This is a genomic window from Deferribacter desulfuricans SSM1 (genome assembly GCF_000010985.1).
Taxonomy (GTDB): Bacteria; Chrysiogenota; Deferribacteres; order Deferribacterales; family Deferribacteraceae; genus Deferribacter; species Deferribacter desulfuricans.
On the sequence record NC_013939.1, the window covers coordinates 53,206 to 69,856 of the forward strand.

General features: G+C 33.2%; 14 protein-coding genes. 11 read left to right on the forward strand and 3 right to left on the reverse strand.

Features of this window, described 5'->3' with window-relative positions:
• Positions 1-225 precede the first annotated feature (225 nt).
• From recJ to DEFDS_RS00245, 3 genes are read left to right on the forward strand one after another with little or no spacing between them, the layout of a single operon-like run.
• A complete protein-coding gene (gene recJ, locus DEFDS_RS00235; RefSeq protein ID WP_013006807.1) occupies positions 226-1,974 on the forward strand; it encodes a single-stranded-DNA-specific exonuclease RecJ in 1,749 nt (582 codons plus the stop codon).
• Between the two features lies 1 nt (position 1,975).
• On the forward strand, positions 1,976-4,108 hold the full coding sequence (locus DEFDS_RS00240; protein WP_013006808.1) for a RelA/SpoT family protein: 2,133 nt from the start codon (positions 1,976-1,978) through the stop codon (positions 4,106-4,108).
• 1 nt (position 4,109) lies between these two features.
• Positions 4,110-4,823, forward strand: coding sequence for a YdcF family protein (locus tag DEFDS_RS00245; protein ID WP_013006809.1), 714 nt, complete (start codon positions 4,110-4,112; stop codon positions 4,821-4,823).
• A gap of 75 nt (positions 4,824-4,898) precedes the next feature.
• Here DEFDS_RS00245 and tsf read toward each other — a convergent pair whose 3' ends face one another.
• Together tsf and rpsB are read right to left on the reverse strand one after the other, a co-directional pair.
• Entirely contained in the window at positions 4,899-5,555 is a 657-nt protein-coding gene (tsf, locus tag DEFDS_RS00250) for a translation elongation factor Ts (RefSeq protein ID WP_013006810.1), read from the reverse strand.
• 2 nt (positions 5,556-5,557) lie between these two features.
• Positions 5,558-6,367 carry a 30S ribosomal protein S2 gene (gene rpsB / locus DEFDS_RS00255; RefSeq protein ID WP_013006811.1) on the reverse strand — a complete coding sequence of 270 codons (810 nt, stop codon included), beginning with the start codon at positions 6,365-6,367 and terminating at the stop codon, positions 5,558-5,560.
• Positions 6,368-6,575: 208 nt separating this feature from the next.
• Between rpsB and DEFDS_RS00260 the strand changes: the two genes are divergently transcribed.
• The 5 genes from DEFDS_RS00260 to DEFDS_RS00280 are packed head-to-tail and all read left to right on the forward strand — an operon-like array spanning position 6,576 to position 12,833.
• Positions 6,576-6,842 (forward strand): ArsR/SmtB family transcription factor, encoded by a 267-nt coding sequence (locus DEFDS_RS00260; protein ID WP_013006812.1) that lies wholly within the window; start codon positions 6,576-6,578, stop codon positions 6,840-6,842.
• Between the two features lie 2 nt (positions 6,843-6,844).
• Complete coding sequence (locus DEFDS_RS00265) at positions 6,845-8,155, forward strand: TolC family protein (protein WP_013006813.1); 1,311 nt, start codon at positions 6,845-6,847, stop codon at positions 8,153-8,155.
• A gap of 19 nt (positions 8,156-8,174) precedes the next feature.
• Entirely contained in the window at positions 8,175-9,356 is a 1,182-nt protein-coding gene (locus DEFDS_RS00270) for an efflux RND transporter periplasmic adaptor subunit (RefSeq protein WP_013006814.1), read from the forward strand.
• Positions 9,357-12,638: an efflux RND transporter permease subunit gene (locus tag DEFDS_RS00275; RefSeq protein WP_013006815.1), complete on the forward strand. Its 3,282-nt coding sequence runs from the start codon at positions 9,357-9,359 to the stop codon at positions 12,636-12,638. It begins immediately after the preceding gene.
• Between the two features lie 3 nt (positions 12,639-12,641).
• Positions 12,642-12,833 carry a YgaP family membrane protein gene (locus DEFDS_RS00280; protein ID WP_013006816.1) on the forward strand — a complete coding sequence of 64 codons (192 nt, stop codon included), beginning with the start codon at positions 12,642-12,644 and terminating at the stop codon, positions 12,831-12,833.
• A gap of 31 nt (positions 12,834-12,864) precedes the next feature.
• Here the strand turns inward: DEFDS_RS00280 and DEFDS_RS00285 are convergent, their stop codons facing one another.
• Positions 12,865-14,169, reverse strand: a complete 1,305-nt coding sequence (locus DEFDS_RS00285) for an HD domain-containing protein (RefSeq protein ID WP_013006817.1) — start codon at positions 14,167-14,169, stop codon at positions 12,865-12,867.
• 103 nt (positions 14,170-14,272) lie between these two features.
• Between DEFDS_RS00285 and DEFDS_RS00290 the strand changes: the two genes are divergently transcribed.
• Genes DEFDS_RS00290 through DEFDS_RS00300 form a run of 3 tightly spaced genes read left to right on the forward strand, consistent with a single transcriptional unit; the run spans position 14,273 to position 16,644 of the window.
• Entirely contained in the window at positions 14,273-14,755 is a 483-nt protein-coding gene (locus DEFDS_RS00290; protein WP_013006818.1) for a metallophosphoesterase family protein, read from the forward strand.
• A 6-nt stretch (positions 14,756-14,761) separates the two neighbouring features.
• Positions 14,762-16,111, forward strand: coding sequence for an NAD(P)/FAD-dependent oxidoreductase (locus DEFDS_RS00295; protein WP_013006819.1), 1,350 nt, complete (start codon positions 14,762-14,764; stop codon positions 16,109-16,111).
• Positions 16,108-16,644 (forward strand): flavodoxin family protein, encoded by a 537-nt coding sequence (locus DEFDS_RS00300; RefSeq protein WP_013006820.1) that lies wholly within the window; start codon positions 16,108-16,110, stop codon positions 16,642-16,644. Before DEFDS_RS00295 ends, DEFDS_RS00300 begins: the two co-directional genes overlap by 4 nt.
• The last annotated feature ends 7 nt before the right edge of the window (positions 16,645-16,651 follow it).

Genomic DNA, 16,651 nt, shown 5'->3' on the forward strand with positions numbered 1-16,651 from the left:
TTTTTCAGAAATTTATTAGCTCAAGGTAGTTATATAATAATTGGACAGTAGTAGTTGTATAAAATTAATTTGGTAAATTATAAAGGTCTGATTTTTCAATCTTTGCAAGGCATGAAAATTAATAATAATCGATGTTTTAATTGTAGCAAAAGCCTATTATGATAATCTTATTGATTTAGAAGGTAAATATCTATATCATAATATCTAAAGGGAAGATGAAGGGATATGCTTAAAGAAATAGGTGAAACAGTAAAATATAAATGGCTGATTGAAGAGGTAAATATTGAGAAACTCTTTGATCTTATTGATAAGTGGCGACTACCTCTACCTATCGGTGTAACTTTGTTTAAAAGAGGGATACTAACATCTGATGATCTGCACGCTTTTTTCAATACACCTTTGCAGAGTCTTAAAAACCCTTTTCATATGAAAGATATGGAAAAAGCTGTAAGAAGGGTTTATGAAGCTATCATTTCTGGTGAAAAGATTTGTGTATATGGCGATTATGATGTTGATGGTGTTACTTCAACTGCACTTATCTACCTCTTTTTAAAAGAAGTAGGAGCAAATGTGGGTTATTATATCCCAAATAGAATTGAAGAAGGGTATGGCTTAAATAAAGAGGCTATCAATGAACTGAGAGCTAGAGGTGTTGAGTTATTAATTACAGTTGATTGTGGAATAACGGCATTAGATGAAATAAAATTTGCGAAAAACATTGGTATGGATGTAATCATAACAGATCATCATAAGCCTCTTGAAAGTTTACCTGAAGCTCACAGCATCCTAAACCCTTTACAACCTGGAGATGAGTATAAGTTTAAACATCTATCAGGTGTTGGTGTAGCATTTAAGTTTATAATGGCTTTGAGATATTCTTTATCTTTAAATAATTTTTTTAAAGATAAGATACCCAACTTGAAAAAATATCTTGATATAGTGGCTCTTGGGACAATTGCAGATGTGGTTCCTATGGTTGATGAAAATAGAATCTTTGTAAAACATGGACTAAAAGTTTTATCTAAGAAAGATGTTAGGATCGGATTACAAGAGCTAAAGCGTGTTACAGGGCTTTTGAATACTAACATTGAAGTATCCCATGTTGGCTATGTGTTAGCACCAAGAATAAATGCTGTTGGAAGATTGGGGGAAAGCGATAGAGGGGTAAAATTATTAATTACTAAAAATAAAAATGAAGCAAGATGGCTTGCTGAAGAATTAGATATAGAAAATAGATATCGTCAAGAAATGGAAAAGAAAATATTAAATGATACCTTTAATAAAATTGAAAAATTAGGACTTGCAAATAAATATGCAGGAATGGTTTTATTTTCAGATAGATGGCATCCTGGGATTATTGGCATAGTGGCTTCAAGAGTTGCAGAAAAATATAATAAACCAACCATTGTGATTTCAGTGGAAAACGGAATAGGGAAAGGTTCTGCAAGAAGTATATCTGATTTCCATCTATATGATTGTTTACAAGAGCTGTCGGATCTTTTTTTGAAATTTGGAGGGCATAAATATGCTGCTGGATTACAGCTTTATGAAAGAGATATTAAGGTATTACAAAAAAGATTTCATGAGTTGGTAAGGAAATATAGAGATGTAGGTTCTGAAAAGTCTTCTATTGTGATAGATGCAATTGTAGAGCCCAAAGATATTAATATGGATTTGATGAACTGGATAGAGAGAATGAAACCTTTTGGACAAGGAAATCCTGAACCTGTTTTTTGTTTAAAAAGGGTTAGAAAGTACCAGCAGTTTGGTTTTACAGGTAGGGATAGAAGCCATGTTCGTGGTTTTGTTGAAAAAGATGGGTATATTTTTGAGATTGTTGGTTATAATATGAAAGAATATAAATATTTTTTGAAAAATTATGATAAATTTGATATTTTATTCACCCCAGAAATTAATCAGTGGTTTGGGGATAGATCGATATTATTGAAGATTAAGGATTTTAAAAGAGCATAATATGCCTGAAGATAAAAAAACCGTCAGATTATTAGATATTCAAGAAAAGCTTGTTAAAAATGGTATTACTGATCTTGAAAAACTTCACAAGGCTTATGTATATGCAGCAACAAAGCATCGAGGCCAGCTTAGAAAAAGTGGAGAACCATACCTTTCTCATCCATTAAATGTGGCTTACATATTAGCTGAAATGAATATGGATCTTGATACCGTGGTTGCTGGGCTTTTGCATGATACTTTAGAAGATACAGATGCTACCTATGAAGAGCTTGTAAACCTATTTGGTGAGGATGTAGCTTTTTTAGTTGATGGTGTTTCAAAAATTGGAAAGATAAATTTTAAATCTCACGAAGAGAAGCAAGCTGAAGCTTTTAGAAAAATGCTGATATCCATGTCTAAGGATATCAGAGTTATTGTTATAAAGCTTGCAGATAGACTCCATAATATGAGGACAATAAATTTTCTCCCTGAAGAAAAGAAGAAAAGGATAGCAAAGGAGACTCTTGAAATATATGCTCCACTTGCTCATAGGTTAGGTATTGCATGGATAAAGTGGGAGCTGGAAGATTTATCTTTTAGAATTTTAAATCCTGAAGCTTATTATGACATTTATAATAAAGTTAAACTTAAAAGAAGTGAAAGGGAGCAGTATTTAAAAGAGGTTATCAATATAGTTAAAGAAGTTTTAGAGAAAGAAGGGATAAAAGCAGAGGTTACTGGAAGGCCTAAGCACTTTTATAGTATATATACTAAAATGATACGTAAAAAAACATCTTTTGATGAAATTTATGATTTGCTTGCTTTAAGAGTGTTGGTTAACACTGTGGGTGAATGCTATGCGGTGTTGGGGATTATTCACAATCTATGGAAGCCAATTCAGGGGAGGATTAAAGATTATATAGCTATGCCAAAATCTAATATGTATCAGTCTTTACATACTACAGTAATTGGTCCAAGAGGTATGAAGGTTGAATTTCAAATTAGAACTTATGAAATGCATAGAATAGCAGAAGAGGGTATTGCTGCTCACTGGAAGTATAAAGAGGGTAAAGTATTTGATCCTAAAGAGGATACTACATTTATTTGGCTGAGACAACTTTTAGAGCAGAAAGATCTCAAAGATCCAAAAGAGTTTGTAGAGGCATTAAAAGAGGATGTATTGCCAATACAGATTTATGTTTTTACTCCAAATGGGGATATTGTAGAGTTGCCAGTTGGTTCTACACCTATTGATTTCGCTTATGCAATACATACAGAAGTGGGGCATCGTTGTGTAGGAGCAAAAGTTGATGGAAGGATGGTATCTCTAAAGTATAAGTTGAAAAATGGTGAAAAGGTTGAAATTTTAACATCTCCAAATCAAGAGCCTCGTAGAGATTGGTTGAATATTGTCAAAACAAATAGAGCAAAAACTAGAATAAGAAGTTATTTGCGCAAGAAAGAAGAAGATAAAGCTTTGGAGATTGGTAAGCAACTTTTAGACAAAATATTTAAAGAGAATAATCTTGTTTTTGATGATATTGTAAAAGATAAAAGCAATTTGAATAAAATATTAGAAAAATTTAGCTTACGAGATTATGATGATTTAATAAAATCTGTAGGGTATGGCAGGCTTTCTCCTAAGCAAGTAGTGCATCTTTTTTCAAAAAAAGATGAGACTACAACTCCTCAGATATCAAAGAGAACACATAGAAAAGATCCTTTCATAATAGACGGTATTGAAGATATGATGATAAAGATTGCTCAATGTTGCAAACCGTTGCCAGGTGATAAGATAAAAGGGTATATCACAAGAGGAAGAGGGATTGTTGTCCATAAAGAAGACTGTAAGAATTTTAAAAACATAGCAATTGATGAAAACAGAGTAATTGATGTTCAGTGGAATGTGGATAAAAATTTTAAAATGTCTGTTAAAATTGATTCTATTACTGAGGATAGACCTGGAATACTGAGTGAAATTGCAAATGTGATAAAGGATATGGGTATAAACATTGTTGAGTTCTCTGCAAGACCAATAATGAAGGGGAAAGCAAGACAGGTATTTAGTGTTGAAGTTAATGATAAAAATCAGCTTAATAGATTAATAACTAAGATTAAATCTATCCCAGGTGTAGAAAATATAAAAATTTTATAATATGTTTATTGTAAAGAAATTTATTACATATTTTTTGATACCACCAGGTGTTTTTATTTTAATCAATTTGATATTAGCTTTTTTGACAAAAGAAAAATTAATCAAAAGGTTTTTAATTTTTTCAGCTTTAATAATTTATTTTCTATCAATTAGCCCAACAAAAGATATTTTACTTTACCCTCTTATTGTAAAGTTTGAAGATAAGAAATGCAGTGACTTTGATGCTGTAGTAATATTGGGTGGGGGTGTTTATGCTGATGGTGAGTTAAAAGAGGATTCTTTGAAAAGATTGGTAGAGGGTTATCTTATTGCCAAAAAAGCAAATAAACCGATTATTCTTTCAGGTGGCAAAGTTTTTAAAAATTTAGAGCCGGAATCATTGATAATGAGAAATAAACTTCTCAATTTAGGATTTGATGGTGAAATTTTTATTGATGATACAAGTAAAGATACAAATGAAAATGCTACTTTTGTTAAGAAAATTATTGCTGCAAACAATTTTAATAAAGTCCTTCTCATTACTTCAGGATATCATGCAATGAGAAGCAAGATGTTGTTTGAAAAACATGGAATAAATAGTTGTGTTGTTTTGGTGGATAAAAAGATTGATAAAAAATATAATTTTGTGGATTTTTTACCGGTAGCTTCTAATTTACATACAATTTCAAAAGTAATCAAAGAATATTTGGGGATTTTATATTATTCTATGAAATAAAAAAAAGCTGCAGTTAGGACTGCAGCTTTTTTAGCTTTGACAATATATTAAAAGAAACTTCTATTGGGCAGTAATTTAGTTCCCCTTTGCTTGCTTCATTACCTCTTCCACAAAATTTTCCTGCTTTTTTTCGATACCCTCACCCAGTTGATATCTTACAAATCTTCTAACTTTTATATTTTCGCCTATTTTAGCGATTTTTTCAGCTATATATTGAGATACAGTCAAATCAGGGTTTTTTACAAATGGTTGATCTAAAAGACAGATGCTTTCTAGATATTTTCTCACCTGTCCTTCAACAATTTTTTCAATTATATGATCTGGTTTTCCCTGCTCTTTAGCTTTTGCTATATAAATCTCTTTTTCTTTGTCTATAACTTCTTGAGGAACTTCCTCTTTTGATACATAAAGAGGGTTTGAAGCACAAATATGCATAGCTATGTCATGGCAAAGCTCTTTAAACTCATCGGTTCTTGCAACAAAATCTGTTTCACAGTTTATTTCAACTAAAACCCCTATTTTTCCACCACCGTGGATGTATGAGGCTACCAAACCTTCTGCAGCAACTCTTCCAGCTTTTTTAGCTGCATCTGCAAGCCCTTTCTTTCTTAAATATTCGATAGCTTTTTCTATATTACCATCTGTTTCTTGCAGGGCTTTTTTACAGTCCATCATCCCTGCGCCAGTTTTTTCTCTTAATTCTTTTACTAATGCTGCTGTTATTTGAGCCATTATTACTCCTCCTTAGCTTCTTCTTTTTCTTCTGCTTCTTCGCTTTCTACTATTTCATCAACAGGGATATCATCATCTTCTTCATTTTGGTTGGCTGCTGCCCTAACCTCTTCTAATAATTCTTCTTCGCGTAACTGCTTACCTTCAAGAACTGCGTCAGCAATTCTACCCGCAATGAGTTGACAAGCACGAATTGCATCATCGTTACCAGGGATTGGAAAATCTACAAGGTCTGGATCACAATTTGTATCTACAATCGCAACTATTGGCAAACCCAATTTTCTTGCTTCAAGCACTGCGTTCATTTCCCTTTTTATGTCAATAATAAAAAGTATATCAGGGATTTCCTGCATATCTTTAATACCATAAAGATTCTTTTTTAATTTTTCGTATTCCCTTTTAAGTCTTGCTGCTTCTTTCTTAGTGTAGTTCTTAATATAGTCAGAGTTAAACATCTCTTCTAATTCTTTCAATCTCTGAATACGGGTTTTAATTGTGTTAAAGTTTGTTAATGTACCACCTAACCATCTGTTGTTTACGTAAAAGCTTTGACATTTTTCAGCTGCTTCTTTGATTGCTTCTTGAGCTTGTTTTTTTGTGCCCACAAAAAGTACTGAAGCACCACCTTTAACCATGTCTCTGATGAATTCGTAAGCCTGGTTAAAACATTGAACTGTTTTTTGCAGATCAATTATGTAGATACCATTTTTCTTTCCAAAGACGTATTTTTGCATCTTTGGATTCCATCTTTTTGTTTGGTGGCCAAAGTGCACACCTGCTTCAAGTAGGTTTTTGATTGAAATGTAAGACATACTTCCTCCTTATTTGTTATTCCTCCGCCCTGGGTATTGGCATCAGCTTTTGCTGACACTCGCCAGATACCTGTTTGACGGGCGTGCGTTTTGGGAAGAAACTTCTAACACACAATTATTAAGAAATCAATAAAAAATTATTTAAGAAACCTATTGACATTTACATATATACATATATTTATATATACGTAATTTTGGAGGTGTGAATATGGACGTATATGAGATTTATTCAGAGAAATTAAAAGTTCTTGGACACCCTGTTAGGCTAAAACTTGTACATGGACTTAGCAGAAAAGAGTGTAATGTGACTAAAATGGCTGAGATGTTAGAAGTACCTCAAGCAATCATTAGCAGGCACTTAAGTCTTTTAAAAAATGCAGGTATTGTACATGGAGAAAGAGAAGGGAGTAGTATTTGTTACAAAGTGGTAGATGATAAAATAAAAAGAGTTTTAGACATTTTGTTGGAGGAATAGATATGAAAAAATCGCTTTTGGTATTACTTTTAACCTTAATATTAAGCAGTAACATTTTTGCAAAAGTTTTAACCCTTGATGAAGCAAAAAAATTGGTACTTGAAAATAATAGCCTCATTAAAGCTTACGAAATGGAAGCAAAATCAGCAAAGTATAAGAAATACCAAGCGTATGGTGCTTATCTACCAAAATTAAATATTTCGGAAACTTATATGAGAAGTGATGAACCAGCAACTGCTGCTTTTGCAAAAATGGCTCAAGGTAGATTTGATATGCAATATTTTGCAACACAATTAAAAAACCCTGAAAATGTTACGAATTTTGAAACAAAAGTAGAAATAATTCAGCCTATCTTTATGAATGGTAAAATCTTTTTTGGGATAAAACAGGCAAAAGAGCTAGAAAAAGCAAGTGAGTACAAATTATCGAGAGTGAAAGATAATGTCCTTTTTAATACTTATCGTTCATTTTATGCTGTGGGTTTATCCAAAAAAGCTTTAGATGTGACGAAGAAATCTCTTGAGCGCACCAAAAGATATTATGAGATGGCGCAAGATTTTTACAAGAATGGTATGATAGTCAAAAGTGATTTGTTGGTAGCAGAAAGCTACTTATTGATGAATGAAGCAGCTATTAAAGATGCTGAAAAACAGGTGGAAGTATCAAAGAGTTATTTACAGCGTTTATTAAATGTTGATGAAGATGTTGATATTATCTGGAGTGAAACTGATATAAATTTAGATAGAAGTCTTGATGATTATATAAAATTGGCTTTAGCAAACAGAGAAGACCTAAAAGCATATAAACATTATTTAAAAATTAATGATTATGAGGTAAAAAAAGCAAAAAGTTCTTTTTTACCTGAAGTAGCACTATTTGCAAATTATAAGCAAAATGATGACAAAATTTTTGGTGATGCTGGGACAGGTTTTACAGTAGGAGCTTATGCAAAACTCAATCTATTCAACGGTTTTTCAGATTATAACAAAGTAAGGGAAAGTAAATCAAATTATTTATCACTTTTAAATAAGATAGCTGACTTAAAATTTCAAATAAAAAGTGAAGTTAAAGAAGCTTACTATTCATTAAAAGCGTCAGAAAAGAAACTTGAAGCTGCAAAAAAGCAGGTGGAAAAAGCTTATGAAGCTTTAAAGATTACAGAAAACAGATTTAAAGAAGGGTTAGCCAAAGTTACAGAGCTTCTTGATAGAGAGGTAGAAGTAAAGGAGGCTGAGCTTCGCTTGCTTATGGCTGAATACAGTTTGATTGTGGATAAGGCGAAGCTTATGTTTGCAATCGGAATGATAAAATAAAAATTTAGGAGGATAGATAATGAGAAAGTTGTATGCACTTCTTGTTTTGATAGCTTTTTTTGCTATATCCTGTTCATCTGGAAAAGAAGCTAAAAAGGAAGAGAGTATTTATACTCCAAAAAAAGTTAATGTAAAAATTTCTATGGTTACCAAGAAGAAAATAGCTGACATGGATACTTTTAGCGGTACAGTTTTTAGTGATACTACTACATTTTTAATGCCAAAAGTTGTTGGGTATGTGGAAAAGATTTATGTGCAAGAAGGTGAAACATTTAAAAAAGGTGATTTATTGATAAAATTAAAAAGTAAAGAGCTTGAAGATAAAAAAAGATTTGCTTTCGCATCGGTCAAAGAAGCAGATAATGGTTTAAAGCAAGCAGAACTTGGCATTGAAATGGCAAAAAGGCAATATGAACAAGCAAAAGCTGGATTTGAATTAGCGGAGAAAACATATAAAAGATTTCAAAATTTATTAAAAAATGAAAGTGTAAGTCAGCAAGAATTTGACGAAGTAGAAGCTAAATACAAAATGGCAAAAGCTTCTTTAGAACTTGCGGAGAAAAATTTGAATCTTGCTAAAGAGAAATATGAGCAAGTAAAGATTAAAAGAGAGCAGGCTTTGGCTGCGCTATCAGAAGTAAACACTTATTTATCATACACAGAAATCAAAGCTCCTTTTGATGGAATCGTTTTAGAGAAAAAAACTGATATTGGTAATCTTGCAGCACCTGGCGCACCTCTTTTGAAAATAGGTTCTAAAAAGACAGTTGTTTATGCCTTTGTAAATGAAGGGGTTTTAAATAAAATTAAAGTGGGTGATAATGTAAATGTTTTCATCCCTGCTATCAATAAAGGTTATGGTGCTAAAGTGTTGGAAATAAGTCCTGATGTTGATCCAGCTACTAGAAATTTCAAAATTAAACTTACTGGTTGTGATGCTTGCGTTCCTGGGATGTATGCAAAAGTGCAGGTTAAAGGTGATATGGATGATGTGATTGTTGTCCCAGAAAATGCAGTTGTTAAAAGAGGGCAGTTGGAAATAGTTTTTGTGGATAAAAATGGTAAAGCAGAGCTCAGAATTGTAAAAACAGGCAGAAAATTTGAAGATGGAATCGAAATTCTTAGTGGATTAAAGCCTGGTGAGAGAATCGTTATCGAAAATGCTGATAAATTAAATGCAGGAGATATCCTGGAGGGGTAAATGATGGAAAAAGATAAAGAGTTAAAAGATAAAAATCAGGAAGTGGAAGCCTGTGAAATAAATGTTGATGAAGAGATTGAAGAATTAAAATATGGTATTGCAGAAAGGGTAGCAAAGGCATTTTTGCGCTCAAAAATTACACCACTTTTAATTATTGCAGCACTTTTTATCGGTATAGTTTCTGTGATTATGACTCCAAAAGAGGAGGAGCCACAGATAGTGGTTCCTATGGTGGATATATTTGTTCCTTATCCTGGAGCTGGTGCAAAAGATGTGGAAAAAGTTGTTGTAGAGCCACTTGAAAAGCTGATGTGGGAAATCCCTGGTGTAGAATATGTCTATGGGACAGCGATGAATGATATGGGGATGGTAGTAGTTAGGTTTAAAGTGGGTGAAAATGAAGAAGAAAGTATAACTAAGCTGAAAACCAAGATTGATTACAATATGGATAGGATGCCTCAAGGCGTAATGATGCCGATAATTAAGAAGAGATCTATTGATGATGTCCCTCAGGTTGCACTGACATTTTGGTCAGAAAAGTATGATTCATATACACTTAGAAGGATAGCTGCTGAGGTGGAGCAAAGATTAAAAGAAATCCCTGACATTTCAGAAACATCTATAATTGGTGGATACAAAAGGGTTGTGAGGATTGAGCCTGATATTACAGCTCTTAAATCATATAACCTTGACCTTTTTAGACTCTATGGCGCATTGAATATGTCCAATCAGTCCCTAAACTCTGGTGAGATTACAGCCAACAATAAAACTTTTTATATTAGAGCGGGCGGTTTTTTTCAGAGTGTAGAAGATGTTAAAAATCTTGTAGTAGGCGTTTATAATGGCAAACCTGTTTATTTAAAAGATGTTGCAAAAGTAAGCGATGCACCAGAGATACCAGATAACTATGTTTTAATCGGTTTCAATGAAAAGATATCTCCAAATCTTTATAATGCGGTAACAATATCTATTTCAAAAAGAAAAGGTAGCGACTCAGTTGTAGTAGCTGAGCATATTTTGGATAAACTTGAAACATTGAAGAAAACTATCATCCCTGAGGATGTGAAAGTTACAGTTACTAGAAATTATGGTGATACGGCTTATGAGAAGGTTAAAACACTCATTGAGCACTTATTGGGAGCTATCCTTGCTGTTATTATTGTTATGACTCTTACAATGGGGTGGAGAGCTGGTTTTGTAGTATTTGTGGCGTTACCAGTTACTTTTGCTCTGACACTTTTTGTTTATTACATGTTTGACTACACATTAAACAGGGTGACACTTTTTGCCCTAATATTTGTTGCAGGTCTTGTGGTGGATGATGCTATCATCGTTGTTGAAAATATGGAAAGGCATTTTAAGATATCCAATAAAAATCTGCTAAAGCGGGCAATACTTGCAGTGGGTGAAGTGGGCAACCCTACTATCCTTGCTACAATTACAGTTATTGTGGCTATTTACCCTATGGCATTTGTTAGAGGGCTTATGGGGCCTTATATGAAACCTATGCCAATTGGGGCATCTCTTGCTATGATTTTCTCACTTCTTGTGGCTTTAATTGTGACACCTTGGTTATCATATAAACTGCTTGCTGGTCACACTAAGGTAGAAGGGGATGTGGATGAAGAAGAGTATGTAAAACAGACAAAGCTTTACAAGATTTATAGTCACATACTTATTCCACTGATAGATAAACTTTCTCTTAGATTGTTATTAACAGTAGTAATGCTTGGTTTGTTTATAGGTGCTTTTATGTTTATACCTACAAAGCTTGTTGTAATGAAGATGCTCCCTTTTGATAACAAAAACGAATTACAGGTAATCATAGATATGCCAGAAGGGACACCATTAGAAGAGACTGCTAAGGTAGCCTCAGAAATAGGAAATTATCTTGCAACAGTAAAAGAGGTGGAAAACTATCAGATTTATGCTGGTATTGCAGCACCTTATAACTTCAATGGCCTTGTAAGACACTATTTTCTTAGAAGAGGCAACAATGTAGCTGATATTCAGGTAAATTTTGTTGATAAAACAGTAAGACAACTAAAGAGCCACGACCTTGCAAAGCTGATTCGTGAGCCAATTCAAGAAATTGCAAAGAAATATAATGCAAATGTGAAAATAGCAGAGGTTCCACCTGGCCCACCGGTGCTATCTACTCTTGTTGCAGAAGTGTATGGGCCAAATGAAAAGGCAAGGTTGGAAGTTGCTAAGAAAATAAAAGAGATTTTTGAAAAGACTGACGGAGTTGTGGATGTTGACTGGTATGTAGAAGATGACATGAAAGAGTATGTGTTTGATGTGGATAAAGAAAAAGCTGCTTTGACAGGTATTTCCACTGAGATGGTATCAAAAACTTTATACATGGCTCTAAAAGGGATGAAGGTCGGTATTATCCATACTGGATTTGACAGAGAAGATGTGGATATAATTTTGAAACTGCCTGAGAGTGAAAGGAATATTTTAAGTGCTATAAAAAATATAAACTTGATTTCTATGGCTGGAAAGCCTGTTCCTTTGAGCGAGCTTGTGCATATCAAAGAGAAAACAAAAGAGAAAGCAATTTATCACAAAAATTTACAGCCTGTTATTTATGTGACTGGTGATGTAGCAGGTAAAGAGGAAAGCCCTGTGTATGCGATTTTGAAAATGAATAAGGAGATAAAAAATATTACTTATAACGGCGAGCCAGTAAAACTTCTCTGGACTCATCAGCCTAAGACAACTGACCATGTAAGTGTAAAGTGGGATGGTGAATGGCAAATTACTTACGAAGTATTTAGAGACCTTGGGCTTGCTTTTGCTGCAGTGCTTGTGATTATGTATTTTGTGCTTGTAGCATGGTTTAAATCTTTTGCAACACCAATTATAATGATGATACCTATTCCATTGAGCTTGCTTGGGATTATACCAGGGCACTTTATTTTTGGTAAATTTTTCACAGCTACAAGTATGATTGGATTTATTGCTCTTGCTGGTATTATGGTGAGGAATGCGGTGTTGTTGATAGATTTTACAGAAGCTGCACTTGAAAAAGGGAAAGATATAAAAGAGGCTGTGGTGCAAGCAGGTGCAATCAGAACAAGGCCAGTTGTATTGACCACAGTGGCAGTTATTACTGGTGCATTGTTTATGCTGCCTGACCCAATTTTTGCAGGGCTTGGTGTATCTTTGATTACTGGTGCTGTAGTGTCAACAATTTTGACACTTGTTATTATTCCTTTAAGTTACTATTTTTATCATAGACTTATGGTAAAATATTTTAATAAACAGGAGGTATAGATTATGACTGTTAAGGCTTTGATGAGAATAATCCCTGGATTGTTTGTTACAATAAGCGTGATTTTGGGACTTACCGTAAATAAATGGTGGTTTGCTTTTACGCTGTTTGTAGGTTTAAACCTGTTTCAATCAGGTTTTACAAATTTTTGCCCACTTGAGATTTTTTTAAAAAAGATGGGTATCCCTGAAGAGTAGATATTCTGCGTCCTATTATGGGACGCCTTTTTTATTTTAAATATCTATCTAAAATGTATTTTATCGCTTCTTCTTTTGTTGGGAGTATCCCAATTACAAGTTTTTCGTGAACATCTTTTAAGATAGTGGCGTATTTTGTTTTGTCAGGGATATTTAATTCGATTAAAGTATTTCCATTGATTAACTCTTTTTTGCTCCAATCAAGCTCTTTAGATAGTTTTCTGATTCTTATGATTGTTTCATAAATATCGTTGATATTATGCCCTTTTGTAAGGTTATCAGCAAGTGTAAAGAGTATAATCTCCTCAAGAAGTTCCGCATTATTATATATAAATCTTTTCAGTGTGTTATCTTTTGCTTTCTCTGATGCATATATTCTAATTTTGGTATGTTTCTTTATAAGATGTAAAACTTCTTTTAAGTTCTTTTTTTTAATAGGGAATTTTTTTAAATATTTTTCAGCAATTTTTGCACTTTCTTCTTCATGCCCAACAAAGTTTTTATGATTATTTCTTTCGCCAGCTACAGCTTTACCCACATCATGAAAAAAAGCAGATAACAGCAAAATGTTTTTTGTTTCATCATTTTTGTTTAATTTGTCAGTAATATCCCTTGTTTTCTCTACAACTCTAAAAGTGTGGGTGAGCGCACAGTCCTGGTGGTATTTCCCTTGCGGGAGGCCTTCTATATTTTTAAATTCTGGAAAAAGGGTAAATAACACTTCACTATGCTGCATTAATTTTAAGGCTTTAAAGTTTGATTTACCTTTTAAAAGTTTAATCAGTTCATCATAAATTCTTTCAAAAGGGGCATTTTTCAACAGATTTTTTTCTCGAAAGATTTTTTCAAAGGTTTTATTTTCTATATCAAAATCAAGTTGAGAGACAAATCTAAAAGCCCGTAAAATCCTGACAGGATCATCATTGAAAACATCTTCATAAACATATTTGATGACTTTGTTTTTTAAATCATTGGTATCTCCGATAATATTTCCTTTTATGTCAGTAGCAAGATTATTTATTGTAAAATCCCTTTTTTGAAGATCTTCAATAATATTTTTTCCTCGAGGCTTTGATACATCGATAACAAAATCTTTTAAAATCAACCTTATATTATCTTTAAAAGGGACAGATGTTGCTTGCAGTTTCTTTTTTAAAAGCCAGGCAAAATCTTTGTAGTCTATGCCAAATGGGACTAAATCTACATCTTTTGCCTTTTTGCCAAGCAATACATCTCTAACAAATCCACCCACAAAATAAAACTCATATTCACTTAAATCTTCTAGTACCTCAAAAAAAGGTAAAGCTTTTAGACTATCTATAATTAATTTAACCATATTAATGATATTATATTTTATTAGTACTTTTACAAGTAGATTTTTATTTCAATTTTTTGTTGATTAATGCGGTAAAAAGTGTATTTCTTTTGTGGAGGCTATTATGAGGATTTTGGTTATTTCTGATACACATACTGATGACATAGATAAGTTGTCCTCATCCTTAATTGAAGAGTTTAATCGTTGTGATGCAATCTTGCATGCTGGGGATGTAATAGGGTATAAGCCGATTCATCAGATTGAGCATATTAACCCAAATGTGTATGCTGTAAAAGGGAATATGGATCCATTTTTTGATGAGACATTAATGCCAAAAAAGAGAACTATTAAATTTGATGAGGTAAAGGTTGGTTTGATACATGGGGATGGTGCACCTTTTGGTTTAGAAAATAGGTTGCTTTATCAATTTGAAGGTGTGGATTTAATTGTTTATGGCCATACACATAAGCCTTTTTGGGGTGTTCTTGGCGATGTTCACTTTTTAAATCCGGGTAGTCCAACAAATAATCGATATACAGATTTTAATTCTTATGCTATATTGGAGATCGAAGGCAAAAATTTTGATGCAAAAATCATGAAAATTTAGGGGGAAATGGTGAAAGTTGCCATAATAGGTGCTGGTAGCGCAGGGATGTTTGCTGCTTATAAGCTGATACAGAATAAAAACATCTCTGTAGATATTTATGAGAAAGGTAAAAGTATTCTTGAAAGAACAAGAAAAGAGGTAATGAGCGGTTTTGGTGGTGCTGGAGCTTTTTCAGATGGCAAGCTTACTTTAACAACAGAGTTTGGTGGTTGGCTTACCGATTATATTTCAGAAGCTGAGCTTGAAAAATTGATAGATGAGGCTGATGATATATGGGTAAAGTTTAGTGGTGTGACAGAGATTGATACAAAAAGTGATTATGAAAAGATAAAAGATTTGGAATATCAGTGTAGCAGAAATAAATTGAGATTGTATGCAGCAAAAATTAGACATCTTGGTACAGACAACTGTTTACTTGCTATAAAAAGGATTTATGAGCTTTTTGAAAAAGAGGAAAATATAAATGTATATTGCAATACACCAGTTAAGGATTTGATTGTAGAAAGTGGTAAAATAAAAGGTATTGTTTTAGCCGATGATTCAAAAAAATATTATGACAAAGTGATTATAGCTGTGGGTAGAAGTGGCAATGCTTGGATGCAGGAGATCGCAGAAAAATATGGGATAGATTCAGATATAAACCCTGTGGATATCGGGGTTAGGGTTGAGGTTCCAAGGGCTGTCACTGACCATTTTACTAACTATTTATACGAGTTTAAGATTAAATATTACACTACAGAGTTTGAAGATGAAGTTAGAACATTTTGTGTAAATCCTGGTGGTTTTGTGGCCATAGAGAGAAATGATGGTGATATTTTAACAGTAAATGGGCATTCTTATAAAAATAAAAAGAGTAATAATACCAATTTTGCACTACTTGTTTCTACAAAGTTTACAGAGCCTTTTAAAGAGCCTGTTAAATATGGTAGATATATTGCCAATCTTGCAAATATGCTAAGTGGTGGAAATGTTATAGTTCAAAGATTTGGTGATCTTCTTAGAGGTAGAAGGTCGACTGTAAAGCGAATTGAAAAAAACTTTGTTGTCCCTACTCTAAAAAGTGCTATGCCAGGTGATCTGTCTTTTGTCTTGCCTTATAGGTACTTAACAGATTTAAAGGAGACAATGTTGCAGCTTGATACAGTAATGCCTGGTATGGCTGATCCAAATACATTGATGTATGGGGTAGAGGTTAAATTTTATTCATTGCGTATCAGGATTGATAAAAATATGAGATCTCAAAATATTGAAAATCTATATTGTGTAGGTGATGGCGCTGGTATTACACGGGGGATTATTCAGGCAAATGCATCAGGTATTATTGCAGCAAACGATATTTTGAGGGAGATACAATGAAGGTTTTTATAATCAATGGAAGCCCAAGAAAAGAAGGTAGCTCGTCTTTTGTTGCAAACAGTTTATTAGAAAAATATCCTGAAGCTAATCTTATTAATCTCAATGACTTAACTTTTAAGGGGTGTCAATCCTGTTTTAGCTGCAGAAAGAACAACACTTTTTGTGTGGTAAACGATGATTTGAAAGATATTTTACCTGAGCTTGTTGATGCTGATCTGTTAATTGTTATTTCTCCAAATTATTACGGCTTTATCAGTGGTCAACTGAAGCTGTTTCTTGATAGATGGTATTGTTTAAAGGATGCTAACAGGGTAAGCAAATTTAAAAATGGCGCAAAAATGTTTTTTGTGATGACTCAAGGAGCTCAAAATAGAGATCATGCAAGCCTTGCTACAAACTGGCTTAAGAAAATAGCAGAGGGGTTTAATTTGAAATATTATGCGTATGTGATCCCTGGTTGTGGTAGTGAAAATGTGGATATGGCTAAGATGAAGATTGATGATTTGAAAATGCATTTGAATATGTTTGTTTAGAGGTTTT